At 41.8% G+C, this 19,156-nt stretch carries 17 protein-coding genes; 9 read left to right on the forward strand and 8 right to left on the reverse strand.

Annotated elements, in window-relative coordinates; all coding sequences use genetic code 11:
- The first annotated feature begins 197 nt into the window (after window positions 1-197).
- From AB1Y31_05950 to AB1Y31_05970, 5 genes are all read left to right on the forward strand, one after another.
- Window positions 198-2,435, forward strand: a complete 2,238-nt coding sequence (locus AB1Y31_05950) for a patatin-like phospholipase family protein (GenBank protein MEW4982706.1) — start codon at window positions 198-200, stop codon at window positions 2,433-2,435.
- Window positions 2,436-2,616: 181 nt separating this feature from the next.
- Window positions 2,617-4,011: a selenium-binding protein SBP56-related protein gene (locus AB1Y31_05955; protein MEW4982707.1), complete on the forward strand. Its 1,395-nt coding sequence runs from the start codon at window positions 2,617-2,619 to the stop codon at window positions 4,009-4,011.
- A 57-nt stretch (window positions 4,012-4,068) separates the two neighbouring features.
- Window positions 4,069-4,734, forward strand: coding sequence for an SCO family protein (locus AB1Y31_05960; GenBank protein ID MEW4982708.1), 666 nt, complete (start codon window positions 4,069-4,071; stop codon window positions 4,732-4,734).
- A 5-nt stretch (window positions 4,735-4,739) separates the two neighbouring features.
- Entirely contained in the window at window positions 4,740-5,996 is a 1,257-nt protein-coding gene (locus tag AB1Y31_05965; protein MEW4982709.1) for a cytochrome c peroxidase, read from the forward strand.
- A gap of 29 nt (window positions 5,997-6,025) precedes the next feature.
- On the forward strand, window positions 6,026-7,135 hold the full coding sequence (locus AB1Y31_05970; GenBank protein MEW4982710.1) for an S-(hydroxymethyl)glutathione dehydrogenase/class III alcohol dehydrogenase: 1,110 nt from the start codon (window positions 6,026-6,028) through the stop codon (window positions 7,133-7,135).
- 393 nt (window positions 7,136-7,528) lie between these two features.
- On the opposite strand, the gene AB1Y31_05975 is transcribed toward AB1Y31_05970, so the two are convergent.
- The 6 genes from AB1Y31_05975 to AB1Y31_06000 form a co-directional block, all read right to left on the reverse strand.
- On the reverse strand, window positions 7,529-8,341 hold the full coding sequence (locus AB1Y31_05975) for a hypothetical protein (protein MEW4982711.1): 813 nt from the start codon (window positions 8,339-8,341) through the stop codon (window positions 7,529-7,531).
- A gap of 384 nt (window positions 8,342-8,725) precedes the next feature.
- A complete protein-coding gene (locus tag AB1Y31_05980) occupies window positions 8,726-9,319 on the reverse strand; it encodes a hypothetical protein (GenBank protein MEW4982712.1) in 594 nt (197 codons plus the stop codon).
- Between the two features lie 2 nt (window positions 9,320-9,321).
- Entirely contained in the window at window positions 9,322-10,572 is a 1,251-nt protein-coding gene (gene amoB, locus AB1Y31_05985; protein MEW4982713.1) for a bacterial ammonia monooxygenase, subunit AmoB, read from the reverse strand.
- Window positions 10,573-10,576: 4 nt separating this feature from the next.
- The gene (gene amoA / locus AB1Y31_05990; protein MEW4982714.1) at window positions 10,577-11,383 is read right to left on the reverse strand and encodes a bacterial ammonia monooxygenase, subunit AmoA; all 807 of its coding nucleotides are present in this window, start codon (window positions 11,381-11,383) and stop codon (window positions 10,577-10,579) included.
- Window positions 11,384-11,469: 86 nt separating this feature from the next.
- Window positions 11,470-12,246: a methane monooxygenase/ammonia monooxygenase subunit C gene (locus tag AB1Y31_05995; protein ID MEW4982715.1), complete on the reverse strand. Its 777-nt coding sequence runs from the start codon at window positions 12,244-12,246 to the stop codon at window positions 11,470-11,472.
- A gap of 491 nt (window positions 12,247-12,737) precedes the next feature.
- Window positions 12,738-13,295 (reverse strand): hypothetical protein, encoded by a 558-nt coding sequence (locus AB1Y31_06000; protein MEW4982716.1) that lies wholly within the window; start codon window positions 13,293-13,295, stop codon window positions 12,738-12,740.
- Window positions 13,296-13,517: 222 nt separating this feature from the next.
- Between AB1Y31_06000 and nhaD the strand changes: the two genes are divergently transcribed.
- From nhaD to galE, 4 genes are read left to right on the forward strand one after another with little or no spacing between them, the layout of a single operon-like run.
- Window positions 13,518-14,966, forward strand: coding sequence for a sodium:proton antiporter NhaD (gene nhaD / locus AB1Y31_06005; protein ID MEW4982717.1), 1,449 nt, complete (start codon window positions 13,518-13,520; stop codon window positions 14,964-14,966).
- A 23-nt stretch (window positions 14,967-14,989) separates the two neighbouring features.
- A complete protein-coding gene (gene mobB, locus AB1Y31_06010; protein ID MEW4982718.1) occupies window positions 14,990-15,511 on the forward strand; it encodes a molybdopterin-guanine dinucleotide biosynthesis protein B in 522 nt (173 codons plus the stop codon).
- Complete coding sequence (gene glp, locus AB1Y31_06015; protein ID MEW4982719.1) at window positions 15,511-16,740, forward strand: gephyrin-like molybdotransferase Glp; 1,230 nt, start codon at window positions 15,511-15,513, stop codon at window positions 16,738-16,740. The genes mobB and glp overlap by 1 nt, the downstream gene beginning before the upstream one ends.
- Window positions 16,737-17,729, forward strand: coding sequence for a UDP-glucose 4-epimerase GalE (gene galE / locus AB1Y31_06020; GenBank protein MEW4982720.1), 993 nt, complete (start codon window positions 16,737-16,739; stop codon window positions 17,727-17,729). Before glp ends, galE begins: the two co-directional genes overlap by 4 nt.
- Here the strand turns inward: galE and AB1Y31_06025 are convergent.
- A complete protein-coding gene (locus AB1Y31_06025) occupies window positions 17,726-17,887 on the reverse strand; it encodes a hypothetical protein (protein ID MEW4982721.1) in 162 nt (53 codons plus the stop codon). The two genes, galE and AB1Y31_06025, sit on opposite strands and share 4 nt — an antisense overlap.
- Before the next feature lie 51 nt (window positions 17,888-17,938).
- Window positions 17,939-19,114: an aminotransferase class I/II-fold pyridoxal phosphate-dependent enzyme gene (locus tag AB1Y31_06030; GenBank protein MEW4982722.1), complete on the reverse strand. Its 1,176-nt coding sequence runs from the start codon at window positions 19,112-19,114 to the stop codon at window positions 17,939-17,941.
- Window positions 19,115-19,156: the final 42 nt, after the last annotated feature.

The following is a 19,156-nucleotide window of genomic DNA, read 5'->3' on the forward strand; positions in this document are numbered from 1 at the left end:
ATCCTAATGTTTGATTATTGATAAATCATTAGGCTACCTTCTTGATTTTTAACTCATGTAGAATTATTTTTAGTAGCCATATTTCGACATATCGTTTCTCCATAATTTACTACAAAAATTTATTGATCCGAGGCCTATATGACAGACCTACTTGAACGATCTAGCCAACTATTTAGAGCATCAGCTATAGAACTCTAATGATGATATTGCACGAAAATGATCGATATAATACTTTGCAGAAACAGCCAGAGTTTGCTCGCATTGATTCTACGGCACTCAAAGAGCTAGCAAGCCACTCCGGTGAATTAACGCTTCAAGCGGGCGAGAAGATGGTATTTAAGCATAAAGACCGCTTTGCCATATTTATTATCGTTTCAGGCAAACTTTCCTTTTTCTTAAACAGCCATACTCATGGCGAGCAGGCTCTTGATGCGTTTGAAGCAGGCACTTTAATTGGCAATTTAAAATCTCAGGTAAACTTTCAAGGTAAGATTTACTTAGTGGCTGCAGAACCAACCACTTTACTATCTATCCCCGATAAAGTACTTATTTCTGTATTACGTCAATTCCCTGATGCAAAGTTCCATTACGACAAATCGATCAGGCAACTTGTGTACAGGGGTCAATTTGCGCTTTATATGAGCAGTTTGTTTGACTTCCATGATCCACAGGGCTTCAAAAATTTACTTGAGGGGGTGGAGTGGCGTAGCTTAAATAGCGGCCAAATTCTCTATCGGCAAGGTGAACCCAGTAATTCAATTTATTTAATATTGGCCGGTAAAATGCGCCGAATCATAGACGAAGGTAATGGTCGGCATCGGCTCGTTTCAGAGATGCTTGCTGGTGAAACCGTCGGTGAAATGGCGTCCCTCACCCGTTCTGGACGTCATGGCACAGTGGCTGCCGCGCGTGACACCGTGCTTGCCGAGCTTTCAAGTGAAGGGTTCGCACAATTAACCAAGTCGCACCCTCAAATTACATTACAGATAGCTCGTTTAGTGGCAACAAGACTGAAAAACGAATTGAACAAAAAATCGCCAAAATACCGTAAAGGAGCGATATTTGTTGTCACTCCCGTTCATGATGACTTTAATACCAAAGAATTCGTTTCTTCTTTATTTTCAGCAATGAAATTCACCGGATCAACTGCATACTTCAGCGCCCAGGATATTGATAAAGAACTTGGGCAAGAAGGAGTCGCTCAAGAACCGAGTATCAGCATTAAAAATGTTGAAATTTCACAATGGTTACACAAACAAGAAATCACCTATGAGAACATTATTCTAATTGCCGATAATAGCTGGTCCAACTGGACTGAACGAGCAATCAGACAAGCCGATCACCTTTTATTGGTAACCGATTCAGAAGCCGATGTTGAACAAAGCCCATTAGAAAAGAAGCTTAACGCCTTATGGGACTTTTCCAGTCACCTCAAACAAAGCTTAATTCTCCTTCATCCCGCTAATACCGATGACATCTCCGGTACCAAACGTTGGCTTGAAAGACGTCGCATCCAAAGCTTTTACCACGTTCGTAAAGAGCACCTTGAAGATTATGCACGCCTTGCCAGAATCGTCACAGGGCAAGCAAATTCGCTGGTTTTAGGCGGTGGCGGAGCGCGTGGCTATGCTCATATTGGAGTGCTTCGAGCATTAGAAGAAAACGGAGTCCCCATTGATATTGTTGGAGGAACCAGCATCGGTGCCATTATTGGTGCTGCCGTCGCCTTGCAGTATGACTCAAATAAAACGTTTGAGTTATGTTCCCAATACTTTCGTAAATTTTTTGACTTTACGTTGCCGATTATATCGCTTATCAAAGGAAGAAAAATTGAAGAAAACCTTGAAAAGGCTCTCGGTGACAAACAGATAGAGGATTTGTTAATTCCCTTTTTCTGCGTCTCGGCAAATTTAACACGCGCCGAGCAAGTTATTCATAATAAGGGTTCCATTCGTGATTCCCTGCGTGCAAGTATGAGCTTACCGGCAATGGTACCTCCTGTTTTACAATCCGGTGATTTATTGGTTGACGGCGGCGTGCTCAACAATCTGCCGATTGATGTCATGAATGACATGTATGCAGGCGGAAAAATTATTGCTGTAGACATATCCCCTAAAGTTGATTTAGCTAACAACGAAAGCCACCTCATCTCCACCTCCGGCCTAAGGCTTTTATTAGCCCGTCTTAACCCTTTCCGTCGCAAGAATTATATTCCCAGTATTTTTGATATTATTTCACGCTCGATGACACTAGCAGCCGTTAACAAAAGCATGCAAACAGATGAAAAAGGGTTAGCCAGTCTATACCTGATGTTACCCGTCGACAGCGTTGGAACGCTTGAGTATGAGCACTTGGAAAAAATTGTAGCCTTAGGCTACTCTTCTTCCATTAGCGAAGTAACAAGGTGGTGTCGTGGTAATGAAGTTACTGAGTAATAAGCAAACTTAATGCTTTTCTCTGGCATTACAAATCACGCATATACGCATAATTAGCATCTCAAAAACCTAAACTAAACTCCAAAATGGCTTAAATAGCACCATATTGTCTTATTTAGACCTTGTTGATCTTTATTACTAAGTCCAGAATAAGAATTCAATAATAATTAGAGGTTGAGAAATGATATCCACACAAACTTTTACACAACTCGGCAAAACGCTTAAAGGCGTTATGCTTGGTTCTGCAGTTGCTCTAAGCATCGGCATGGCGGCACTACCGCAACAAGTGCAAGCGGATGAAACGTGCATGTCTCCTTACATGGCTAAAATTGTTGGTCAAGAAGACTACGTTTATGTATGGACTTTAGGCGTTGTGGGTGTTGGCGACGAACAAGACAAATTAGTGACGCTTTCCGTTAATCCGCAAGATAAAGACTACGGAAAAGTTATCAACAGTGTGTCTGTTGGCGGCCGTAACGAAGCGCATCACTCAGGTTTTACCGATGACCGTAAATACCTTTGGGCTGGTGGTTTAGATACAAGCAAAATTTTCATTTTTGATGTGCATACAAACCCTTCAAAACCAACGTTGCATAAAGTTATTGAAAACTTTGTTGCCGACAGTGGCGGCGTTGTAGGCCCACATACAACCTACGCCTTGCCTGGCACTATGATGATCACTGGCTTATCTAATAATAAAGATCACGGCGGCCGCACTGCATTAGTTGAATATACCAACGCTGGTGATTTTGTTGCAACACATTGGATGCCAACAGACGAAAACCTAAACGGTGCTAAAAAATCCGGTCAATTTGCTGATGGTTATGGCTACGACATACGCGCACTTCCTCGCCGGAACATGATGATTACTTCTTCTTTCACCGGTTGGAATAACTACATGATGAATTTTGGCAAATTAGTTGCCGACCCTGAAGCGATGAAGCGAATGGGGAACACTGTTGTGATCTGGGATTTGCACACAAAACAACCTAAACAAGTATTAGATGTACCAGGTGCACCTTTAGAACTTCGTTGCGCATGGGGAGTCAATAAGAACTATTGCTTTACGACAACCGCGTTAACTTCAAGACTTTGGTTAATTTATGAAGATAACAAAGGCGTATGGCATGCAAAAGATGTTGCCGCTATTGGCGATGCCTCTAAAATCCCTCTTCCTGTCGATATCTCTATCACAAGTGATGACAGCAAGTTATGGGTTAACACTTTAATGGACGGCAAGACTCGTTTGTTTGATATTTCAGACCCACATGCACCAAAAGTTGTTTTTGAAGAGCAAATTGGTAAGCAAGTAAACATGGTTTCTTCAAGCTGGGACGGCAAGCGTTTGTACTTCACATCATCTGTGTTGTCTAACTGGGACAAAAAAGGTGAGGATGAAGATCAGTTCTTCCGTGCCTATGATTGGGACGGTAAGAAACTAACAAAAACAATGGACATTGATTTCCTTGAAGCAGGATATGGTTACCCACATCAAATGCGCTTTGGTTCAAATGCTCTTTATGCAAAAGCACCTGTGAAAAGTGCTGAGAAGATCATTGCATCATTGTCTAAATAAATATTTAATTATTATAAGGGCTGCCTTCGGGTGGCCCTTTTTTATTCGGCCACGCTTATGAAAATTATCACTTTCTTACTGTTCCTAATCACGTCACTCAACTGCTTTGCAAGTGAGGACACAGCAACACCTATTTTATTAGCTCCTGGCTACGGTCCACTAACATTTGAAGCCCCTAAAGCCGGTAGCTATACATTACCTATTTATGGCGAAGCAAGTAATGGAAAGGTCATTGACAGCCTTGGCTCACACCAAACACTCGATGAACTGATGGGCGACAAAGTTGTTTTACTTAGCTTTATTTACGCAACCTGTAACGATGTAAACGGCTGTCCTTTATCCACATCTGTATTTCACAAAATTAAACGACGCTTAACCAAAGCAGGTCTTAAAAACGATTTACGCCTTATTACCTTAAGCTTTGACCCAAAACACGATACACCCGATATGATGGCTAACTACGCCAAGTCATTAGAAACAAAACAAACCGATTGGCGTTTTTTAACCACGGCATCTCAAAAAGAATTACGGCCTATTCTTGAAGGTTACAACCAGACCGTTCAACAAAAATATAATGACGCCGGGGAGTCTACAGGTGGTTTTTCACATACCCTCCGTGTGTACCTAATTGATAGGCATAAAAAAATTAGAAAAATATACAGCGTTGGCTTTTTACACCCCGATATTTTAATTAATGATGTGAAAACACTCACGTTAGAATAAGGCTTATGAAAAATGCTGGCCTTTTACTGTTACTTCTTATCGTTTCCTTCGGCTGCTTTGCCGACGATAAGAGCGCCAAGCCAAGTTTACACGGCGCAGGTGACGATAAAACAGGTTACAGCACCAAAAGTTATACGACCAATAGCAAGGCACTTACCACCCGGGTCGGCAAAAAAGCTGATTTAATACGCTTCATTGAAAAGCCTCCTCTTGGCTTACCGCCAACCCCTGTTCCAAGTAATAACCCCATCACCAAAGAGAAAATAGTTTTAGGTCGAAAATTATTTTTCGATCGTCGATTATCACTCAATAACACGTTCTCTTGCGCCATGTGTCATGTGCCAGAACAAGGCTTTAGCCATAACGAATTGGCAACAGCCGTTGGTATAGAGGGCCGCTCAGGTCGTAGAAATAGCCCAACTATTTTTAATGTTGCTTACGCTAAAATACTATTCCATGATGGGCGTGAAGACAACTTAGAGCAACAAATTTGGGGCCCACTATTAGCACATAATGAAATGGGCAACCCATCTGTCGCTGTCGTCTTGCGCAAAATTCGCTCACTCAGTGATTATCATGGCCTATTTGAAGCTACTTTCAATAAACCACTTAGTATGGAAACACTGGGCATGGCTTTTGCCAGCTATCAGCGCAGCTTAAATTCTGCCAATAGCCCGTTTGACCAATGGTACTTTGGGCATAAAGATACAGCTGTTAATGCATCCGTAAAAAATGGCTTCCAACTATTCAAAGGCAAAGCAAAATGCATCGCTTGCCATAATGTTGGTGAAAATAGTGCTTTGTTTACCGACCACAAGCTGCACAACACGGGGCATGGTTATCAGATCTCCATGCACCAACGGCCGAAGAAACAAAAAATCCTCGTTGCCCCCGGGCAATATATTGAAATTGATTCAGCTCTCTTTGATTCGGTTTCTGAAAAAAAGCCTAACGATGTTGGTTTATATGAAGTAACCGAAAACCCCAAAGATCGCTGGAAATATAAAACGCCAACATTAAGAAACATTGCCTTAACCGCGCCCTATATGCACGATGGCGCGTTTAAAACACTGGAAGAAGTGATCAATTTTTATAACCAAGGCGGCATTAAGAATGCTGACTTAGATCCACTAATAAAGCCCCTTGATTTAACCGCACATGAGAAAATAGACTTACTCGCATTTTTAAACAGCCTGACAGGTTCAAATGTAGACGCACTAATTTCAGACGCATTTGCCGCCCCCGTTGGCGACACTCAATAAAACTGATACCCATACATTAAGGAAACAAAATGAAAACAATTGCTGCCGTCGCCTGGAAAGCTGGCGAACCTCTTAGCATTGAAACCATTGATTTAGACGGCCCAAAACAAGGCGAAGTACTGATTCGCAACGTTGCAACAGGTGTTTGCCATACCGATGCTTTTACTCTCTCTGGTGATGACCCTGAAGGCATATTCCCTGCTGTTCTAGGCCATGAAGCTGGAGCTGTTGTTGAAGAGATTGGCCTCGGCGTTACCTCCGTACAAGTCGGCGATCATGTCATTCCGCTATACACACCTGAGTGCGGGAAGTGTAAATTTTGCTTATCGGGTAAAACCAATTTATGCCAAGCCATTCGCGCCACGCAAGGTAAGGGTCTTATGCCCGATGGCACATCACGCTTTTCAAAAAATGGCCAGCCTATCTATCACTACATGGGCACATCGTCTTTTGCTGAATATACCGTATTGCCCGAAATATCATTAGCTAAAATAAATAAAGCCGCACCATTAGATAAAGTGTGCTTACTTGGTTGTGGTGTTACCACTGGCCTTGGCGCTGTACTTAATACAGCAAAAGTAGAAGCAGGCAGCACCGTGGCTGTTTTTGGTTTAGGTGGTATTGGTTTAAGCGCCATTCAAGGCGCGGTTATTGCTAAAGCCGAGCGCATTATTGCGGTTGATATTAACGAAGATAAGTTTGAATTTGCCAAACAACTTGGCGCAACCGATTGCATTAATCCAAAAAACTTCGATGCACCTATTCAAGATGTTCTCGTTGATATGACCGATGGCGGCGTTGATTATTCGTTTGAGTGCATTGGCAATGTAAACACCATGCGGTCAGCCTTAGAGTGTTGCCATAAAGGCTGGGGCGAATCCATTATTGTTGGTGTGGCCGGCGCTGGGCAAGAAATTTCAACACGTCCTTTTCAGTTAGTGACAGGGCGCGTATGGCGAGGCACTGCTTTTGGTGGCGTTAAAGGCCGTAGTGAGTTACCCGAATATGTTGAAAAATATATGCGTGGTGAAATAAAAATTGATGAAATGGTTACCTATACTATGGGGCTTGATGAAATTAACCGTGCCTTTGACCTCATGCACCAAGGTAAAAGCATCCGTTCGGTTATTCTTTACTAAAGTGAAATTAACGAGCTAATAACAATATTAGATAAGCACCTTCTGTTTTCTAATGTCCCTTAAATACTTAAGACGTCAATTTCTTTTTGCGCGGTCAACAATTAAGAACAGCTTAGCCTTTTGATGCCTTTTCGAAAAAGCGGCTCAACAATTCGCTCACCTTGCTAATATAAATCAACTTATGAATATCATCAGCGTAGTCCATAAGAAAAGCACAAATGCCCTCTGAGTAAAACCGGCAGCTACAGACATACATCTGGTATTTACAGACCTAGCCGGTCAAGTACCTGTAAAACGCTTCAGTTGCCAATTGATAGATCTTGAGAACCTCCTAGTGTCTGTATAAGCCTTTTCCAAAGCTCTCTAGGTTTCAAATAGACGGATGCTAATTCGCTATGCTTTGCGCCAAAAAAACAAGCTCGCCTTTTTGCTTTTTTCAATAGTTGGCTTTGTATAATCTTTAATGTGACGATCAACAAGGTCCCTAATACTTAGGAACTCTGCAACAGAACGTGTTCTCGACAGTTGTTTTCGTAGTTTATCGGAAACATCAACTTTTCTTATTGAGCCGCTAACCATTTCAACTGACTCTATAAACGCTTTTGGCTGTTCCTTTACTAAACTGTCGAACTCCAATGAATAACTCTCAATCAATTCTGCTGAAATAACCACTTCAAAATCTCCCGTGGTACGTGCTGGACTTGCACCCGTTGGAGGCCCTAGGCGCACTTTTCTTATTTGCGCCGAATAGAGCTCCATTTCCTTCCTTGTGATTAAAGGCGGCAATAACCTCATTAGTTTAAGCAGGTTTTCCTTACCTTTAATACTTGGGTCTTCTGGTTCTTCACTAACAACACCACTTGTTCGACTGACACTACTCGGCACCACTTTTTGCCTTAATCCCTCATCAAGGGCTTTTCTTTTTATATCTCTAGTAGTAGTCGTTTCATCTGCCGTACCTTTAGGCGAGTCAACAATGACGTAGCCGGAGTGCTCAGCAACCTTGGCAATCATTTTATTAGAAATTGACACAACCTCACCCAAGCCTAAACCTTCGTAGCCAGGCTTTTCGATAATTTGCATTAATTTTCTTTTTGTTTCTATATAACTTTTCTGATCAAACTCAAGTGTTTTAACAGCCGCATCAAGGATGTTCGTTACAACGGCTTTCTTCTCATCATAAAATTTAATTTCACTAATACCCATACGCTTGATCTTAATAATTGAATACTTAGTATGGTTGAGATATTTGATTAATCAATCAGTCAACTGAATAAAGCTTTAAAAAATTATTATTATAATTTGCTTGGAAGATAGCTAAGTGCGCTAAACCAAAGAATCTTTTCTTTAAACGTCTTAAGTATAAATAATGCAGTTTGAAGTCTTTACTAAACGACTGCTGCATAGATGAGGGCGAGAAGTTTGATTTCTATAAGTTTCTGCAATACTCGGCTATTTCGCTTTTGAGATGCCTCACATTATTGAATATCCGCCGATACTACAAACGAGCCATTGCTAACGATCAATCAATCGTATGAATACTGTATGGAAAGTAAAAAAAGGGTGAATAAACCCACCTTAAAACAACTTTTAAGCTTTATCTCTATACTTTCTTGCCAATAAATAGACAAATAACCCAAAGGCAGCAAGGTAAAATACCCAAACATTCTTATTTAAAAAACCCACGTCGCCACGTTTACTTATATCTTTGACTGAAAAGTTAAAGGAGCCCGTTTTATGCCGCCTTTCTTGATGGTTATGCTTTTCAGGTTGTAACAATCCAACAGAGACTCGGTATTGTCCTTCAGTAATACCTATAAGCTCTAGATTTGCACTCCCTGATGTATACCTCTCAGCTTTTGTCGAAATATAATCAACAAATTGTTCCCCTTCTTTTCTTTCAACGCGAATTTCAATAGGGATATTACGCAAGCTTTCATCAATAAAGTCTAAAACCATCAATGTTTTAGATATTGTAGGAATTTGCCTGCAATGCTCTTCTTGTTGTGTCTCTATCGGTTGATAGGCCGTAAAATGGATAGTATGTCCTTCAGTACGAAATACACACTGGTCACGGTCTATTGTTACACCACCGTGCGCAAAGACATTAGGCGTGAAAATTAATATGACAAGGCTGCATAAAACAGCCCTGCCATACATTTTTATCAACTTATTACTTAACAAAATTAATCTATAAATGTAGGTAAGATTTGCCCGTATACCTCACTAATAAGCCTTTTACCGTTACTGTCATAAAAGAATAAAAGCCCACCATAACTACTATCTGGATCATTAAGCAAACTACTGAGTCGCTCAACTTCCCAGGCAACATCTGTCGCATTAATTAGGATTCTTTTAGTTTCACCCGGCATGATGGGTGAAAGATCACTAATTACAAGCGAACTATCTGCCACTAATTCATCTGGGTAACCTTCATCTACAGCAGCAACAGCCACCGGTAAATTTTGGTTAATAAACCTAAGGTTAGCAGTCATAAACTCACCAAGCTCTATTGGTAAATCATGGTTATTTGTAACTTCAACATCCATAGTCACTGTTCTGCCGGGTAGGTAGTATTCAGCTCTTTTGTTTTTAACAACAACCTTGCCTTTACCTAGGTCCGGCAAAGGATCTGTTTCAGCCACACCACCTTGCAATGGAATTGTATATTGATACGCTTCACGTGTAAGACTGTTAGCAAAAATCAACATCCCAATAATAATGACAATTAACGATGCGCCTACTTTCATATCTGTAGCAGTTATCAATTTAGACCACTGCTCATCTTTAACAAGCAAATAGCGTTCAATCAATAAAGGACGCCTTATCCACCAAATTAGCCAAAAAATAGCGACCGCAACCCAAATCAAATGCCATTTGTATACGTTACCCGTAGCATATGTACCTAAGTTTTCGATTGTTTGGCCTGTTCTGGTTTCAATAGAATAGACGAAGTCATCTGCATCACCTGCAATAGTTACCCATATCCCTGGGCCAATTAAACCACCTGCCGATTGGACATTGAACATAGGGTGAACGTGGTGACGTCCCGGAATACGTCCTTTTAAGACAACTTCAAAGTCATAAAAACGTCCGAGTTCAACACCCGTTGATTGAATCTGAGGTACTTCATTTAGATAACTACTCACTCTTACAAAAACCGGACCTGGTGTAGCGTTTGCTAAAAACACCGTATCTGGTTCATTGATTGACTGAGGCCAGCGCGAGAAAAAGTGCACCCGCCCTTTTAAGGTAATTTCATCATTAACATTGATGGTTGCACCATTGTCTACAGACCATTTAACGTCGTACCACTGTAATGTTTTCATCCTTAAAAAAGGTTCTTGGTTACGCTCACCATGCGCATACAGAACAGTTGATACCGCCATCAAGACAAATAATAAAACTGCCTTTCTTACTAGATTTACAGTTTGCATCTTATTATTTCTCCTCAGCCACGTCGTCTAGACCAACAAAGCCTTTTAAACGGTTTGGCACACTTCCCAGGTTTGTAAGCCATGCGCCAATTTTCCACCAAACGTAATACAGAACCATGCATACAAAGGCAGAGAAGAAGGTTGAAATCAACGTAGACTCACCACCAAATGTACGCAACGTACCTCGTTCAATCATTCTTAAATACTCTGGTGTTGCTGTACGAGTAAATGAATAACCGATCAAATCAGCCACATTAACGACTTGATCCATATGAATAACAGGCACATGGTACGGTGCAAGAATTGGCCAGTTTGCAGGTGCAAACGCAAACGCAACTGAACTACCACCAAATATGGCTGTTATAAATAAATTTCTTGAAAGTAAATAGACTAAATCCATTAACATTAAGCCAGGAATCACGATTGAAGGCCAAATCATGCTCATTGGAAAATATGTCCATAAATGAAAGCTAAAATAACGGCTTGCCCATTCACCCGCCATTAAACACAGTCCGCATAATGTTCCTGAAATAGGTAATCCGAACTTCTCCATTAGCGGATAAGATAAGGCCGCCGGAATAACAATCAATAACATAGGTGTTAATGTCACCCAGTTCATCCTATCTTTCCAGTCCACCCAAAAATCCCAGTCACCCACTGTCAACATAAAATGTATGTGGAACGCTGCAACAATTGCAAAAAACAAAATACCAACGACAATCCTATCTAAACCACGCGCGATCCTTGCAGCATCTGAATTCGACGTTCTAACCGCCTTCAACAGTAATGCTTCATTTGCTTCTAAAGCCATAACTCAACCTCTGTAATTTTTATAAAAAATTACCCTAATTTTATCTATAAGTGACTAAATAAAATTAGGGCTGAACTCAAACCTTCTTACGATGTTAACTCACCTTTTTCGTTTACTACTCTTGGTAGCAAATCAATGATGTATTTGATTACCTGAACTAACACACCACCTAATGCAATAATTGACCAACCGAAAAATACAAAGCCCCAGTGTAAAGGCACCGTAAAGTATTCTTCCATTAACCAAAAAGCATGGCCCCATTCGTTGTACCCAACTGTTGGTAACAACATAAATGGGCCACAAACCACTAATACCAACGCAATTGAAATCTTTTCAGCAAAATACGGTAAGCGAGTGATTGCATAAAAAAACAAGCTAAAGCCAATAATGATGAAAATAGGCATGCACATATAAAAAAGGAATATGTGGCTCGGTGTGAAACTGGTGTCCCTAACTACTGTTTGATGCCAAGAAGCATCTTGCTCGGCATACAAGCTTCCTGCAAAATAAAATGCAAATGCATAAACCATTAACATAGTTACCCAAACTAATAGCCTATTAAGCTCTTCCCTTGGTTTTAGGTCACGAAGGTGCTTATCGCGTGTCACCCAAAAATAACCAACAAAGCCAAAAAACGCCGTTACTTCAGCAATAAGCTCACCCCAAAAAACGGTCATCCAATACTTATCAAACATCGGATCTGTGGCATCAAGCCCATAATCCCATGCAGCCCATTGCTGGTACCAACGCGCTGTTCCCATAATAGCTATGAGTATAAGAAACCCAATAGCCATAGGCTTCAAATTAAACTTAAAAGCTTCTATTTTTTGATCATCTACAACATCTTCTTGTGTTATTGCCATTAGAATTCTCCACTTTAATTTATATGCACCCTATTCTGATCCTACACTACTAATCTTTTCTTATACGGCTGACAAAAAACGCGAGGCCCTAAGCCTCGCTAGTGAGGAGCACAACCAATCTACCTAACAGTTGTTATAATATAATAACCTTTCCCCTTTCTATAAATCAATAGGAGCACGGATTAATCTTAAAAAAGACTAAATGAGTGACTTTAATTTCAGTGATAGCCCATCATTTGCAATACTAAAAGAAAGAATTAAAATACGGGCATTAACTCACCAACTACATTACCCAGCCACCGGAAAGCCAGCCCCTTTAAAGACTAATCAAAAGTTCTTTAAATTTATCAGAAGGTATAGGCTTACTAAAATAATAACCTTGTAAAATTTCACACTAATATTCTTTAAACATCAGCATTTGCTCCTTAATATTAAAATGATTTAGATCAAAATTTGAATCGATCTTAGAAAAAATACCAGCCTAATTACAGTCATTGGTCTTGCTCTTTATTCACTTTTTTCACATACCAAATATAGAGCCCACTTAAAATCAATAACGCTATCAGCAGCCACTTGATAACTTGTTGAGTGCTTGAAGGTTCCCTACTATTCGGACCAAGCTCACCCACATAAAAATCAAACTCCCTTGTCGTATCATGCCCGTCTTTATTCAAAAACATGACCTTGCCATGATACTTTCCCTTTTGCCTTGGCATAAAATTCAATAGCATTGAGCCTTGAGGGTACAATTTAAGTGGTAACGCAGCTAGTGGTTCAAGACTTTCCCCATCCATGTATCCTATTGAAAAAGAAAATGGAAAGCCCTTCGAATCTTCTTCCATAAAATCTAGAACAATCGTTGTTTCAACTAAATCTGGTGCGCTTTGGCAAAACACCTCGCCTTTATGCGTTGAAGCTTGATAAGCTGTTAGGTGAATACCTCGGCCTTCAGCTAACTTCAATGTGCAAGCTCCATGCTTATTATCGATATTACCGTGCGCAAACACATAATTACTTACAAACAAAAGTACTACTAAGCTTGTTCTCATCTTCTATTTCCTCTGGATTTTTTATTTAAATCTTAATATAGTCTGCACCAAGTGCACGTTAGTTCCATAAAATTATAGCTAATAACAATTAGGGCTTGCTCACGATCTAGATAAGGAAATCACAATGACCCCAACTTTCTGTTTGTTGCTCACACGTTAGTCACTATATAATATCGAACCTTCAGTAGCTGTTTATCCACACATAACCTTACAGGGACGCAAATGAATTCCTTAATTCGCTTCACCAGCCTTTTATTTCTTGTCTTTTTGCCGACATTGGCCTTTTCTGCCACAACTGGCGAACACCCCCAGCTTGACTTAACCGACCACACCGCTGGTTATTTAGCACTTGCCGTATTCGTTGTCGCTTATACGTTGGTTATTTTTGAAGAACAGCTTCATTTGCGTAAATCCAAGCCGGTGCTGTTAGCTGCTGGCCTCATCTGGATAATGATTGCGGTCGTCTATCAGCAACATGGCTTTGATCATGCTGCTGAAATTGCGATCCGGCATAACTTCCTTGAATATGCCGAACTATTCTTCTTCCTATTAGTTGCCATGACCTACATTAACGCGATGATTGAACGCGGTGTGTTTGATGCGTTAAGGGGCTGGTTAGTTGCAAAAGAGTTTAGTTACAAAGCATTATTCTGGTTACTCGGCATTCTTTCCTTCTTTATCTCCCCAATTGCCGACAACCTTACGACTGCCTTAATCATGTGTACTGTGGCATTAACCGTTGGTACAAAAGAGCCAAAGTTTGTTGCTATTTCTTGTATCGCTATTGTTGTTGGCGCCAATGCTGGCGGCGCATTCAGTCCATTTGGCGACATCACAACATTGATGGTATGGCAAAAAGGCATCGTTCAATTCTCTGAATTCTTCGCATTATTCTTACCGTCGGTCGTCAACTATGTAATACCGGCTGCGATTATGCATTTCTTCATTCCGTCAGGCTCACCTGATCCAGTTGAAGGCGAAGAATTAAAAATGAAACGCGGCGGTATTATTATTGTTGTTTTATTCCTATTAACGATTGTTACAGCCGTTAGTTTCCACAACTTCCTACACCTACCTCCCGCCATCGGCATGATGACTGGCTTAGCCTATTTGAAATTCTTTGGCTACTACCTAAAAAGAACTGTAGACCAAGAATCAACTCAACCAGAAGACCGCTTTGATGAAGGCATGGATATTGAAACCTCACAACGCCATGACCCGGACGCAAAAGGATTTGATGTTTTTGCTAAAGTAGCAGGCGCAGAATGGGACACCTTATTCTTCTTCTACGGCGTCATTATGGCCGTTGGTGGCCTTGGCTTTATGGGTTACTTAGGCATGGTTTCTGAAGCCATGTACGGTCAACTTGGTCCTACCACCGCTAACGTTATTGTTGGTGTGTTATCTGCTATCGTTGACAACATTCCGGTGATGTTTGCGGTACTAACGATGCAACCTGACATGAGTCATGGGCAGTGGCTTTTAGTCACATTAACAGCCGGTGTTGGTGGCAGCTTATTATCTATTGGCTCCGCCGCTGGTGTAGCTTTAATGGGTCAAGCTCGAGGCATATATACGTTTGCTTCTCACCTTAAATGGACGCCTGTTATTGCACTTGGTTACATTGCCAGTATCTATGTTCATATGTGGGTTAACGCTGCACATTTCTAACAATATTTGCGTCACTAGAACCTGTGCCTGAATTTTCTTCACCACCTGTTCTTGGCTTTGCCGCGAACAGCGGTACGGGTAAAACGACTTTATTAAGCCGCCTCATTCCTATTTTGAGTGAGCGCGGCCTTAAAGTAGGCTTGGTCAAACACAGCCATCACGATTTTGATATTGATCAGCCGGGTAAAGATAGTTATCGCCTAAGAAAGGCCGGCGCGTCCCCAGTTGTTTTAGTGTCCAGCCACCGTCGCGCGGTTATTACTGAACTAACTTCCGGCGAGCCTACCTTAGCTGAACAGTTATATTGCTTTCACAACAGCCCTGTTGATCTGATTATTGTTGAAGGCTTCAAGCAGGAGGTTTTCCCTAAAATTGAACTACATAGAGCGGCATTAAACGCTCCTTTCCTGCACCCTAATGACCGTTCTATTATCGCTATAGCCAGCGATAACAAACCACCAACTCAGCTACCTGTTCTTGATATTAATAACCCAAAACAAGTGGCCGACTTTGTCATCAACGATTTTTTAGCGGTTAAACAATAATGACTGATTCTTGCGCAGCACCTGGTTTATTACCACTTAAACAAGCTCTCGCTCAGATATTAAATGCCTTACCACAACCGCAATATTATGAACTCTTACCGCTAAAAAAAGCCCTACGCCGCGTTACATACCAAGATGTCACCTCAAATATTAATGTACCCAGCTTCAGAAATTCGTCAATGGATGGTTATGCATTACGCTCCTTAGACCATCAAAAAGACACCTTAAACCTTATTGGCACATCTTGGGCGGGCAAACCCTACACTGGGAAAATTAACCGAGGCGAGTGCGTACGCATCTTCACAGGCGCATATGTGCCCGACGACAGTGATTGCGTCGTCATGCAAGAAAACGTAACGCGTCTCAACGAAAGCATTCAGATTAATCAATGGCCCCAATCAAAAGAAAACATCAGAAACATTGCTGATGACACCAGCAAGGGGCAAACGTTATTAACCAAAGGTAGGGATTTAAACGCGGCCGACATTGGCTTACTTGCCTCTTGCGGCATAGCTGACGTGGCTGTTTTTAAGCAACTAACCGTTGGTTTCTTCTCCACCGGAGACGAACTTATACCCATTGGCTCACAAGCTAACTTGGGACAGATTTATGACAGCAATCGCTACACATTACACGCCCTACTCGAGCAGTCAGGCCTTACCCCGATCGACATGGGTGTTATTCCAGATAATGCTGACGCAGTTGAAGCAGCCCTTATATCCGCTTCCAAAAAGTGTGACGTTATTATCACTACTGGCGGCGTCTCCGTCGGCGAAGCAGACTTCATCACCGATGTGCTCGGAAAGATTGGCCATATTAACCTTTGGAAGATTGCCATAAAGCCAGGTAAACCATTTGTGTTTGGTTCAATTAATAATGCCAGTTTTTTTGGTCTGCCCGGCAACCCCGTCTCAGTAATGGTGTCCTTTCATAACATCGTTTTACCCGCATTAAAAAAACTGATGGGCTACTCAACAAGCCAGCCCGCCATCACACTACAGGCCATTACTACCGAAACCATTATAAAACACCCCGGCAGGATGGAGTTTCAGCGCGGTTTTGCTGAAAACATTAATGGCAAACTGACCGTTAAACCCACTGGCAGCCAAGGCTCCCATATATTGAGCTCTATGGCTAAAGCCAATTGTTTTATTGTGCTCGAACAAAACAGCAGTACCGTCGACAAAGGCCAACACGTAACCATTCAATTATTGGACACGCATTTATGACAAGTACATCTATTTTAGTGACCGGTGGTGCCGGTTACATTGGCAGCCACGTTGTTAAGCTACTTGGCGAACGCAACGAAAATATCATTATTTTGGATGATTTATCAACTGGATTCGAATCATCAATATTGCACGGTAAATTCATCCAAGGAAATACCGGCGATAAGGAGCTCGTTAGCCGTATTTTAAAAGAACACAACGTCGAGTCCGTGCTTCACTTTGCTGCACATACCATCGTGCCCGAATCAGTAGAAAATCCATTGAAGTATTATCAAAACAATACCTGCGGTACGCGTAACCTCCTTGAATGTTGCTCTGAAGCCGGTGTGAAACATCTTATTTTTAGCTCAACAGCCGCTGTTTATGGTGAACTTGAGACTGGCTTCGCCTCTGAAGACACACCTAAAGCCCCCATTAACCCATATGGAAGCTCTAAATTAATGAGCGAGCAGATGATTCGCGATGTATCGAAAGCAACAGATTTAAGCCACGTAATTTTGCGCTATTTTAATGTTGCCGGTTCCGATCCCGATGGGCAAATTGGCCAATCGACTAAAAATGCCACCTTGCTTATTAAAGTTGCCGCCGAAGTTGCTACAGGAAAGCGCGACAAACTACTTGTTTTTGGCACCGACTACCCCACCCCCGACGGTACGGGTATTCGTGATTATATTCATGTGTCTGATCTTGCTGCGGCCCATATCAACGCCTTGGATTACTTGAGAGCCAATGGCGAATCAACCACGCTCAACTGCGGTTACGGTCATGGTTTTAGCGTAAGGGAAGTTATTAACGCCATTAACGAAGAAAATGGCACGCCCATAACGGTTGAAGAAATGCCACGTCGTGCAGGTGACCCGCCTGAACTTATTTCTGTTGCTGAAAAAATACGCGATAGCATCGGATGGAAACCACAATTTGATGATCTAAACCTGATTGTTAAAACATCGCTCGCTTGGGAAAGAAAACTGACCGTACGAAAGAGCTAGTCATCGCCATCCGGTATAACCGCGCCTGCGATAGCAACACCTGCTTTTACAGGTAAAAGAGCAACATCGACGGCCGTATCTACCACAGAGATAACCGAACAAGCACTTAAAACAGCGCTTGTTCCTAGTAGCAGCCATCTTTTATAGTATTTTTTCATGCGCAGGATTATATATTAATGAGAATAAAAACTTGTCGGAACTTTAAATACTTAACGTGCATTAGCCTTTAAAAACTCGGCCATACGAGCGAGCCCCTGCTCAATACGTTCCATTGAGGTGGTATAGGCAAAACGAAGGTATCGCTCGGGGCAACTAGCTGCGAAATCTTTCCCCGGCGTGGTTGCCACGCCAGCTTTTTCCAATAATTCCAATGCAAAGTTATAACTGTCGTCGGTGAACGCACGGCAGTCCGCATAGATGTAAAAAGCTCCTTGCGGTTTATCAGCCATACCAAAACCCAGTTTTTTCAAGCCGTCATAAAGTACATCTCTGCGACACTTAAATTCATCCCGTCGTTCGTGCAGGATTGTTCGAGTAGTTTGATCAAAAGCTGCTAAAGCAGCATATTGCGAATGCGTTGGCGCAGAAATATACAAATTCTGCATTAAGCGATTAGCCGCAGACACCGCATATTCAGGAACGATCAACCAGCCTAACCGCCATCCGGTCATGCCAAAGAATTTAGAAAAACTGTTCAACACAAAAACATCATCAGATACTTCTAACGCTGAGGTTGCTCGTTGCTCGTAGACAAGGCCGTGATAAATTTCATCAGAAATCAAGAAGCCTTGGCGCTCCTCTATCGTTTTAACAATGCCTTCTAACTGCGAACGACTGATCATGGTCCCCGTTGGGTTGGACGGTGATGCAATCATCACCCCTTTAGTTGATGTCGTCCATGATTGCGCAATAGCCTGACCGGTCACCTGAAAGCCATGACTTTCACCAATTTCTACCGGTACCGGCTGCCCACCAAATAAGGTGATTATATTATTATTACATGGGTAACCCGGGTCGCACGTCAGCACCTCATCACCTTCATCTAATAATGCGGCTAACGCGACAGTTAATGCGCCGGACGCACCCGGGGTTATGAAAATACGTTCTGGCGACACTTTAACTTGATATTCCTGCCAATAGTAGTCAGCAATCTTTTCACGCAAGACAAGCAACCCTGGCGCCTCTGTGTAGCGCACATTACCAAGCTCTAAGAAACGTTGTGCAGCCTCTATAATGGGCCTTGGCGTCGGGAAATCAGGCTCTCCGACCTCCATATGCACAATGTCCCGCCCTGATTCTTCAAGCGCCTTAGCTTTAGCCATCAGGTCCATCACATAAAACGGTAAAACATTTTCAACGCGCTTTGAAACTTTTCCAATATTCATCAAAAAACCTTTGTAGAAACCATTAATAAGGTCTATATTTTA

Source organism: Cycloclasticus sp. (assembly GCA_040743155.1).
Lineage (GTDB): Bacteria > Pseudomonadota > Gammaproteobacteria > Methylococcales > Cycloclasticaceae > Cycloclasticus.